This window comes from Myxococcales bacterium (assembly GCA_016717005.1).
Lineage (GTDB): Bacteria > Myxococcota_A > Polyangia > Haliangiales > Haliangiaceae > UBA2376.
In genome coordinates, this window is the sequence record JADJUF010000038.1 from 468,788 (window position 1) to 478,788 (window position 10,001).

Sequence of the window (10,001 nt, forward strand, 5' to 3'; positions counted from 1 at the left end):
TTGCAGCCGGACGGCACATGGTACGTAGACCAAAAGTACTTCATTCGAGACTGGGAAAACTATAGGCCCTCGTCGCAGTTCTGGATTGATGAAAGGAATCTCGATGACTAGCCTCGATTTCCAGACGGTCCCTTTCGAAGATGTCTTCGTGGCTTGCCAAGAGATTGCCGGGGCTCGCCCGGCAGACCTCTCACCTGATGGGATCCTTGCATGCCTACCCGGCACTCACCTCGCGATGTTGGTCGGCGCCGAACTGATGAATGACACAGAGCTCATGGCGGCTGCCGGCCTACGGACGGCTCCGTTCCACGGCCAGATCTACTTCGTCACTCAAGCCGGGATAGCCAAGGGGTTGGGGGCGTTCTCGGTGTTGCCCCAAGACCTCGAGGCCTTCGCAGCGGAGCATGGCCGCCAGTTTCGTGAACGGCTGTTCTGCGGACTCGACGTGATAGCGGTAGACAGCGATAGAACGACGATTTGGCTATACCATCACAGCGGCGGATATGCGACCATTCGTCGACCGGGTAGCCAGCCAGTTGACCGTGAGCTCGGCCGACCATGGGCGATGACTCTGGATACGTGGTTCTCAGATGATACTTCGGGGCTGCGACGGCGAGTGACGATCGACTCAAATGGTCTGATCCGTCATGATGACGGCGAGGTGCATCTCGGCACCTGGCAGGTTTCGGCCGACGCGACTGCGCAGCTGGGTGCCCTGCTCGGCGCGCCGGCGATCACTGCGATTCGCAGTGCGGCAACGGAGCCGCGTGGCTGGTGCTATCGTCTCAGCCTCCATGCGCCTGGCATCGATGTAGAAGCCGTGCTGGACGACGCACTCCCCCAAGAGGTGCGCGATGTCCAGGTCGTGCTCGGCCAAGCGCTTCGAGCACGGCGCGATGATGAGCGAGCCGCGCTCGGCCAATTCTCGGTCGAGCTGACTTTCTCGTTTCGAGGTAGCGCACTCGAGACTATTGCAGTGGATGATGAAGGGCAGGTCTCCTTGTGGCGTGACGGCACCGAACGCGAGCGACGTCGGATGCCGATAGACCGCGTGGCAAACATCGCGCTGTTGCTTCGGCTCGCTGCAGCGCACCCGCAACGGGCAACGCAGGCCACTAGCGGAAGAGCGGCGAGAATGAAGGTCCGAACTGCGGGCGATCAGCGCGACGAGACGGCAGCGCCGCAAGATCTGCCGCCGGCGCTACGTCTCGTCTTCGAGGAACTGTACCGCGAACACGGCGCATTCCGGCGATAAGGCCGCTACCGGAGCTAGCGGACCGAGAGCTACCGGACCGGTAGGTAGTTCGGCGGGGGGCTACCGCTCCTACCGGACCGGGGGTGTGAGCTACCGGACCGGGGGTAGTTCAGCGGACGCGACCGCGGCGGTGGCCGGCGGCGCGTGCGGCGGAGCTACCGGACCGGGGGTAGTTCAGCGGACGCGACCGCGGCGGGGGCCGCCGGCTGTGGCTGGCGGCGCGTGCGGCGGGGCGGCGGGCGTGGTGGTAGGCCGCGATCGCCGGCGTTTGGCCACGCCGCGACGGCGCGTCCGAGATGCACGCGCTTGTGCTGCTCCGCATAAAAGGTGGTTGGACATCACCGACGGCAAGATGATCTCCATGCCGAAGCGCGCGGCCGCGACCGCAAGGCAGTAGCGGTACGTCCGGTTGGTCTCGGCGTCCGGCCGCAGCAGGAACTGACGTTGCACGCAGCGGCGGTTGATCAGCAGGAACCGACCGGGCCGGACGGGGCGTGGCAACGACATCGCGCCAGGCCAGAGCAAGCGGCCTGCCAGCGCCAAGCCCGCGACGCGAAAGCGAGCGACTGTCCGGCTGCGTCCGGGGCTCGGGCAGGTGTCCGCAAACCGGACATCGCCGGACGAGGCCATTGACGTCGTGCCGGCCGGGCGCATCACTGACCCGGACGCCCGCGTCGGGCGGGACCGCCGGGCGGGACCGCGCGGACGGTGGCGACCCAGACGCGCAACGTCGCAGGGCTGGTGACGCAGCGCCAGGCGCCGCTGCTGAACCTCGCCGGGACGACGGGCTGGAAGACGCTCACCAGCGCGTTCAGCTACGACGCGCTGACGCGCGTGACGCTGCAGGGCATCACGACGAGCTCGGGCACGTCGCTCGCGAAGCAGCAGCTCGACTACTTCGGCTCGGACGACCCGGCGCGGCTGCGGCACTGGATGGGCGCGGCGGCGTACGACTTCACGTTCGGGTACGACGCGCTGCACGAGCTGACGACGGTCACCGAGGCCGGGGGCAAGTACAGCGCGACGTTCGGGTACGGGGTGGTGCCGCCGGGCGGGTCGCAGCCGAGCGGCAGCGGCAAGCTCCGGAGCGCGACGGTCGGGGGCACGCCGCAGTCGGGCGGGCAGGTGGTCGCGCGCAACGTGACCTACTCGTACGCCGGCTCGGTCGATCCGGAGGCGCCGGCGGCGCTGGTGCCGGCGGGCGGCGGGACCAACCTGCGCAGCTACGTCTACGAAACGGCGGGCAACCAGACCGAGGTCCACGCGGGCAACCTCGGCAGCACGCCGACCGACCGGTTCGTCTACGACGGCGACGACCAGCTGCGGCGGGCGACCAAGTTCAGCCCGGGCACGACCACGGTCACCGGCAGCGAGGAGTACTTCTACGACCACGCGGGCCAGCGGGTCGGCGTGGTGACCCGGGACGCCGCGGGCACGGTGACCAAGCTGCGCGCGTTCCTCGGCGACACCGAGGTCGAGCTGTCGGCGGCGGGCGCGGTGACGCAGGCCTACGCCTACCTGGCGCTGGGCACGCCGGTGGCGAAGGTGGTATCGCCGGCCGGCGGCTGGACCGCAGGCAGCGCGGCCTGGGCCAACAACGCCGCGTCGCTCGAGCTCCAGTACCACGGGCTGTCGAGCAACACGCTCCTGTCGGTGCGCCCGAACGGTGCCGTGCAGGCGGGCTTCGTCTACGCCCCGTACGGCGACGTGGTCCAGACCACCGGCGCGACGTCAGCCACGATCGCCGGCCAGCGCCGGCGCTTCAACGACAAGTTCAAGGACGACCTGACCGGCCTGAGCTACTACGGCGTCCGCTACTACGACGGCCTCGCGCTCGGCTGGACCCAGGCCGACCCGATGTACCGGTTCGTGCCGGACGCCGCGTGGACCGAGCCGCGGAAGGCGGGGCTGTACGGCTTCGTGCTGGGGAATCCGGTGCGGTACGTGGATCCGGATGGGCGGCAGCCGGCGCAGGCAGCAGTACTCGGGGCGGAAGCTGGGGCCGCCATCGGGGGGCCACCAGGCGCAGTGGTAGGCGCGGTCGTCGGCGTAGTCGCCGCTACCTACGTCGGGCACCAGGTTGGGCAGGCGCTAGCTGGTCTGCGAGGCGGCGGTGGGACTATCCCGCTGGCACCGCACCTTTCGGTCCCGAAGCCACCGGGTGGCGACGCGCCGACGAGCAAGACTCAGCCCGACGTCACGACCGCGACGCCGACGCCGACGCCGCCACCAGACTGCGGTCCAGGCAACCCGATCAAGCTCATGGCACAACTTGCCACGGGAGCCGCAACGATGTACAAGAATACCACGGCAAAAGATGCCAGGTATACCAACGTCAGCACCGACGTCTCTCGAAGCGAATTCGAAGCGAATCTCAAGTCACAGGGGTTTACTAGTACAACAAGCGCTGATGGCAAAGCGGTTACTTGGGGTCAAGTCTCGATTGTTGTGTGAATGCCCGAAGGGGAAACGTCGAGGGTGGGTGGTGGCGTCGCGCGGCCGCGACGTGATCGTTCGCGCCGGCCGCCGCGGCCGCGCGATGCGGTCCTCGCGCGAGGCAGGAACCTCGCGCTGCGGTCCGCGCTGGGTGAGGGAAGGTGAGTTGCACGGCCAGGTCGCGGGTCAGGCGGCGGCAGCCACGTCGTGGCTGTCGAGCAGCGACATGTTGAGGTAGATGCGGTCGCGCCAGATGGACACCGACTGCTGGGCGACGGTGGTGATCAGGCGGAGGGCGCTGGCGCGGTCGGGGAAGGCGCCGATGGCGCGGGTGCGGCGTTTGATCTCGCCGTGGAGGCGCTCGAGGCCGTTGTTCGTACGGATGCGCACGCCAGTGCGCCTCGGGGAAGGCGAAGTACTGGGTCGCGGCGACGAAGCCGCTCTCGAGGCAGGTGACGGCCTCAGCGAACTGGCCGGCGAAGCGGTCGCGGAAACTGCGCAGCGCTTTCTTGGCGTCGACGAGGCTGGCGGCGTGGAGCACGGCCACGAGCTCGCGGCCGAGGCGCTTCTGGTGGCGCGTGGGCACGTGCGCGAGCACGTTGCGCATCAGGTGGACGGTGCAGCGCTGCATGCGGGCCTCGGGCAACGCCTTGCGCACGGCGAGGAGCAGGCCGGCGTGCGCGTCGGCGATGACCAGGCCGACCCCGGTGAGGCCGCGCTCGACGAGCTCGCGGAGCAGGCCGGCCCAGCTCGCCTCGGACTCCTGGGTGCCGACGTGCACGGCGAGGAGGCGACGATGGCCATCGGGACCGACGCCGTACGCCACCAGGGCGGAGACGTTCTCGACGGTGCGGGCCCAGCGCGCGTCGATGAACGTGGCGTCGATGTACAGGTACGTGACGGGCTCGGTGATCGGCTCCTTGCGCAACGTCTCGACCTCGTCCCCGAGCCGGCGGGTCACGCGACTCACCGTCGAGCGGCTGACCCGTTTGCCGAGCAGCGCTTGGGTGATGGGCGCCATGTCCCGGGTCGAGGCGCCACGCACGTACGTCTCGGTGATGGCGTCGTCGATTTCGGGGCGGCGACGGAGGTACCGCCCCAGCGGCGCGGTTGCCGCCCCACCGGCGCGGGTGCGCCCGACCCGAACGCCGACCTCGCCGTTGGTGGTCACGACGCGGCGGCCGTAGGCGCCGTTGCGGACGTCGACGCGTTCGTCGCTGCGCTCGTAGGGCCCGGCGCCGACCAGACGCTCAAGCTCCTCGTCGAGGGCGACCTGGATCGTCCGTTGGACCGCGAGCCGGCAGCGCGCCGCGAGGTCACGCTGGAAGTCTTCTTGCGTCGGGATCACGAGCTGGGTAGCCTGGAGCGGAAGGGATCGTTTTGATTTCTTCATGGGGGTTCCTCCTCGGTGTCGCAACCAAGAGGTTCCCCCTTCTTTTCTTGGAGCCCAAGAAACCGGCTTCTACACAACTATAGGGACACGACCTTACTTGGACGGGACCCGATGGGCAGACGTATACAATTCGAAATAACGCAGATTCGACGAAGAGTCCGACTGCTGATTTCCGAAAATGTGGCGACGACAAGAAGCCAGATATCAAGATTAGAATGCCCGAGTAGGAGTCTTCAGCAGCGGAGTCTACGTGACCAATAGCTCAACTTTGTTCGACGGCAGGCTGCCGCAGCGCGTCGTTCCGGATGGTTGGCGGACGGCCCTTGCCGACGGGGCGGTCATGAAGGATGACCGTGCGGCTATCGTTCTCAATATTGCCATGAATGGCGCGACTGATCCGATCCGGCAGTACAGTAGGACCGCCGGCGGGCGCGCGGTCCGACTGGCAAGAGGCCCGAGACGCTGGCTTTGATGGCTCGCACGATCTGATCTGGTGCAGCGACGATCCGCGCTGGGTCGTCTACTGGGATGCTCAGGAAGATGTCTGTGTTTGCGGCACGGCGGGTGATCGATGCTTGCCGTGGGACGTCGAGATATTCTGGCTCCCCGCGCTGGGTGCCCTGGAACCTGATGGCTTCCCAGCCCTGCATCCGAGCGCCAGGTCGCAGGAGATGCATCAGTCGTACGGGGCCACGATGCTGCCCCTCTGCGCCGCCGATGAGCTGGTTCTGCGGGTCCTGGAGTGCTGCGCGTCGATCGGTGGCGGCATCGAGTCAGTCGGCAAGCTCAGAACTCTGGCGTCATATCTGCGGTATGGACGTCTGCTGTCTCCGCCTCTCGCAGGCGTCCGTGCTGTGCTTGAACTCGTTGATGAATGCTCGTTCGTGCCAGAGCCTCGCAATCGAGCGCTCTGGAGTGAGGCCGTGCTGTCCGAGATCGACGAACGGACATGCGATGTGTTGCGCGCCTGGCAACAGCGACTGGGCGGTGCGAAGGCATGTATCCGACATTGGGCGCAGCAGCCTCGGAATCTGCCTGGCCAGGGCTAGCCGGGGCCAGCGCTTGACGAGGGGATGTGCGCACATGCATGATTCCTCGGTGCCTCCGCACAAGCATCCATTAGAGTCAGTCCGTTCAGTCTCGGAGCTTGCGGGTGACGACGACGAGGACACCGCGCTCTTGCTCGACATGAAAGAAGAGGCGCTAGCTTTCTTGGCAGGGAGAGATTGGTGCAGGCGAATCACGGACATCTACTGGGGAGATGGCATCGGCGGCGTCGTGGCTGCATTTCTGTTCGCATTTGAATCGACTCGCTCCAGCGTCGACGCGCCGAACCGGCGCGTGGCGGTGCTGCCGGGCGGCCGGTACGCCACGGCGGCCAGCGCGCGCAGCGCCGCCGCCAGTTCGCCGTGCGCGAACAAGGCGGATCCGATCCTGAGCCGGTGGTTGCGCGGGCTTGTGGGTGGCCTGGAACGGGATCAGGCTCAGGTTCATGCCAAGCAAGCCCCGGCGCCCCCGATCACTGGATCCTGTGACGGTCAAGATGGCGGAGATGATCGACCTGGAGGTGGAGGCGCGGGTGGGGCCGAACGCGACGTTTGAAGAGCGGGAGGATGCGGCGGCCGCGATCGCGGTGGAGCTGGCCGCGGTGTTCGCGCAGCGGCGCCCGGATGGCGCGAAAGCGGGCGGGTGACCGTGGGCGCCGGCGCCGTGCGGATCGTGAGCGACGCGGCACGTCGCCTCGCCGAGGTCATCGATCGTGAGATCGCGGAGCAGCTGGGACCCGGGGCCACGTTCGAGCAGGAACAGGATGCCGCGGCGGCGATCGCGAGCGACGCGCTCTGGTTGCGCGCCGACGTCCGGCTGCGCGCGCTGGTCATATGCACACCCGAAGTTGAGGTCGAGGGCGACCGCTACCGGCGCCTCGCGCAGCCCTCGTCGGCGACCTACCACGGTCGCTGGGGCGACCACCACATCGACGAGGCGCTCTACCGGCAGGTCGGTGTGCACAACGGCCCGACGATCAAGCCGATCGAATTGCGGGCAGGGATCGTCAAGCAGATGACGCCGGACATGGCGCGCATCGTCGGCGAGTTGGGGGCCGATGCTGGCAGCCGTGGCGTCGCCAGGACCTTGCGCATCGTCGGGCTCGCACCACCCAGCCGGGCGTTCCTCGCGAAACGAACCACCGACCTGGGCGACGAGATCGCCGGTGACATCGAGCGGCTCGAGCAGGCCGCGCGCGATGTCGACGTCCTGCCGGCCGACGTGGGGTCCGTCAGCTGCGGCATCGATCGGATGGCGGTGCGCATGAGCGAGCCGGCCGACGCCGACGCCGCGCGCCCAGCCACCCGCACCAAGCCGTACGAGCGGACGCCGCCGCCGGCGAAGGACCACCACTATCGAATGGCATGGGTCGGGAGCATGAGCATCTACGACCGGAAGGGCGACGAGCTGCGCACGTGGCGGTACGCAGCCGAGGCGAGCGCCGACGCGGCGACCATCGCGAGCCGGGTCGCCAAGGACGTCGCGTGGGTCATGGGCACGCACCATGCGGTGCCGATCCACTGCGTCCAGGACGGGGCGCCCGAGTTGCGCGCGTTGCCGGACGCGCTCACCCGCCTGCTCCCGTCGACCGCGATCCCGGTCGTGCTCGTCGACTTCGAGCACCTGATGGGCTACCTCGACGAGGTCGTCGATGCCTGCGAGCCCGAAGGCGATCCACGCGACTGGAAGGGCTGGTACCGCAACGCGCTGCTGCGCGACGACGACGCCATCGCCACCATCTGGCGGAAGCTGCGCCGCCTCGCCGCGAAGCTCCCAGGCCGTGGCACCGTTGCGCGCCGCGCGGTCGCTGCCGCCCTCAGCTACATCCGCCACCGCAAGCACCGGATGCGCTACGCGACGCACTACGCCGCGAACCTGCCCATCGGCAGCGGCGCCACCGAGAGCACCTGCTGGCAGATGCAGCATTCCCGCGGGATGCGCGGTGGTCCTCGCCTTGCAACGCTGGCAGGCAATGCGCGCACAGCTCGCCGCGATGATCGTCATGGCCTCGACGACGATCGCGGCGGCCGACGGGCGGCCGACCGGCTTCCTCGCGCGCGCGACGCCGGGCCTGGGCGTCGGCGTCGACGAAGGCCCCAGCTGTCGGGTTCACGGGGTCACCCTGGTCGGCGGGTTCTGGGTCGGCCGCACGGTCGCGCCGGGGCTGCTGGTGGGCGGCGCCGTCGCGATCTCGCTCAACGGCGCGCCGCGCGACTCGAGGTGCGACGAGGTCGAGGTCGGCCAGGCGTTCATGGCCGCGGTCATGGGCCCGTCGGTCGACTGGTACCCGAGCGCGCGCTCTGGTCTCCACGTGGTCGCGACGGCGGGCGTCGCCGAGATCGACCACGCCGCGAACGACCCCGATCCCAGCCACGGCGTCGGCGGCGTGCTCGCGCTCGGCTACGATCGCGGCGCGGCGCGGCCGAAGCCCGACGGCGACCTCCGCTTCGGCCTCGAGCTGCGCCTGACCGCGCTGCGGACCACCGGCCCGGTCCGCCACGCGGCGCTGGTGCCGTCGGTGAACGCGTCGTTCGGCTTCGACTGACGCACCCGCCGCGCGGCGCGGTCCGCTGCCGTCATCGCGGCGCGCGCGCCTAGATCGCGCGCACCCCGTATCCGGCCGTCGTAGATCTCTGACCGCGGGGTGTTCGGGCGCGAGCCAGCGGTCCCCGCGCAGGCTCAGGCCTGCGGCGCGCGCGCGGCCCAGGCGAGCGCGTCGCCGGCATCGTGCAGCGGTCCGATCGCGTGCCAGGTCGCGGCCCGAGGCAACACCCGCGGCAGATCGCGGAGGTCGCCGGCGTCGACGTCGGCGAACCGTGTGACGGCCGCCGTGGCTCGGTCATCGTCGACTCGCTCGATGACCAGGTCCCAGGGAGGGTGGTGCAGCAGCCCGCGCTCGTAGCCCCAGAGCCACTGCGCCCACGGCAGTCCGGAGCCCGCTTCGTGCATGCTGCTGTCGCGGCGATCGATGAAGACCCCGAGCGTCCCGATGTGCGCGATCGGCAGCAGGTAGTAGCGCGCGGTGGTGGTGACGTCGTCGATGCGGATCGGCGCCTGGAGCCGGTGGCTCGCGAGGCGGAGCGCCGTGGCCAGCTCGCGATCGTCGGGGGCGAACGGCGGCGGCTGCGGCGCGGTCAACACCGCACGCAGGGTGAGCGCCCCGTGGGTCTCCTGCCCGGTGTCGCGATCGTAGTGGAGGTCGGCGTGCTCGAGGATCACCGCGTGGAGCGCCCGTCCGTCGAGGGTCGCCTCGGTCAGGCGTCTGGCGCGCTCGAGCGCGAGCGCGAAGGTCGGGCCCAGCGCGCTCGTCTCGAGGAGCACCTGCACAGCGGAGATCGGCTTGGGCAAGTAGCCAGCGGTGGCCGGCCCCAGGCGCACGGTGATCACGCACTCGACGTCCCAGGCCGATCCCCCGACGACGAGGCGGCGCGACTGCACGAGCTTCATCGCGCTCACGGTACACGATCTCGACGCGCACGCGCCTGGTTCGCAGCGCCCTGATCCGGCACGTCATGCCAGTTCACGCTGATCCGGCACGTCATGCCAGTTCACGTACGGACCCACCCAAGAGTTGTCAAAGTTGACACCGTCCCCCACCGTCTCTCGCCACCAAGAATGCCTCCGCCCGCGCCGCCAGGACGTACTACGATCCGTGCTCCCGCAGGCGATCGTCGATCCAGTCAATCATAGGGAGACGGATGACCCAACCCAGGGCTGTCGTGTTGAATTTCTGGAATCGCACGAACGCGCGCCTCTCGATCGGCCTGGAGCCTGAGGGGGACTGCGTCGTGATCGAACCCGGGCGCCGCATGGAGGTTCGCCTCGTAGATCTGGACGAAGGTGCGATCGAACTCGACGTCGAGTTTGAGG

The 10,001-nt window shown here is 68.8% G+C and carries 6 protein-coding genes and 1 pseudogene; 4 read left to right on the top strand and 3 right to left on the bottom strand.

Going from position 1 to position 10,001, the window contains the following annotated elements:
* Window positions 1–88 precede the first annotated feature (88 nt).
* Both IPL61_31025 and IPL61_31030 read left to right on the top strand, forming a co-directional pair.
* Window positions 89–1,255 (top strand): hypothetical protein, encoded by a 1,167-nt coding sequence (locus tag IPL61_31025; protein ID MBK9035640.1) that lies wholly within the window; start codon window positions 89–91, stop codon window positions 1,253–1,255.
* 708 nt (window positions 1,256–1,963) lie between these two features.
* Window positions 1,964–3,709: an RHS repeat-associated core domain-containing protein gene (locus tag IPL61_31030; protein MBK9035641.1), complete on the top strand. Its 1,746-nt coding sequence runs from the start codon at window positions 1,964–1,966 to the stop codon at window positions 3,707–3,709.
* Window positions 3,710–3,877: 168 nt separating this feature from the next.
* Here the strand turns inward: IPL61_31030 and IPL61_31035 are convergent.
* Window positions 3,878–5,084 (bottom strand): annotated as a pseudogene (locus IPL61_31035) (IS256 family transposase).
* A 383-nt stretch (window positions 5,085–5,467) separates the two neighbouring features.
* Here IPL61_31035 and IPL61_31040 point away from each other — a divergent pair.
* The gene (locus tag IPL61_31040) at window positions 5,468–6,133 is read left to right on the top strand and encodes a hypothetical protein (protein MBK9035642.1); all 666 of its coding nucleotides are present in this window, start codon (window positions 5,468–5,470) and stop codon (window positions 6,131–6,133) included.
* Window positions 6,134–6,287: 154 nt separating this feature from the next.
* On the opposite strand, the gene IPL61_31045 is transcribed toward IPL61_31040, so the two are convergent.
* A complete protein-coding gene (locus IPL61_31045) occupies window positions 6,288–8,135 on the bottom strand; it encodes a hypothetical protein (protein ID MBK9035643.1) in 1,848 nt (615 codons plus the stop codon).
* On the opposite strand from IPL61_31045, the gene IPL61_31050 reads away from it, so the two are divergent.
* On the top strand, window positions 8,104–8,676 hold the full coding sequence (locus IPL61_31050) for a hypothetical protein (GenBank protein ID MBK9035644.1): 573 nt from the start codon (window positions 8,104–8,106) through the stop codon (window positions 8,674–8,676). The two genes, IPL61_31045 and IPL61_31050, sit on opposite strands and share 32 nt — an antisense overlap.
* A gap of 134 nt (window positions 8,677–8,810) precedes the next feature.
* Here the strand turns inward: IPL61_31050 and IPL61_31055 are convergent, their stop codons facing one another.
* Complete coding sequence (locus IPL61_31055; protein MBK9035645.1) at window positions 8,811–9,578, bottom strand: hypothetical protein; 768 nt, start codon at window positions 9,576–9,578, stop codon at window positions 8,811–8,813.
* Window positions 9,579–10,001 lie beyond the last annotated feature (423 nt).

Excerpts from the sequence above, each read along its gene's own strand:
- IPL61_31040 (MBK9035642.1), top strand. The coding sequence starts at position 5,468 with ATGGCGCGACTGATCCGATCCGGCAGTACAGTAGGACCGCCGGCGGGC.
- IPL61_31050 (MBK9035644.1), top strand. The coding sequence starts at position 8,104 with ATGCGCGCACAGCTCGCCGCGATGATCGTCATGGCCTCGACGACGATC.
- IPL61_31025 (MBK9035640.1), top strand. The coding sequence starts at position 89 with ATGAAAGGAATCTCGATGACTAGCCTCGATTTCCAGACGGTCCCTTTC.
- IPL61_31045 (MBK9035643.1), bottom strand. The coding sequence starts at position 8,135 with ATGACGATCATCGCGGCGAGCTGTGCGCGCATTGCCTGCCAGCGTTGC.
- IPL61_31055 (MBK9035645.1), bottom strand. The coding sequence starts at position 9,578 with ATGAAGCTCGTGCAGTCGCGCCGCCTCGTCGTCGGGGGATCGGCCTGG.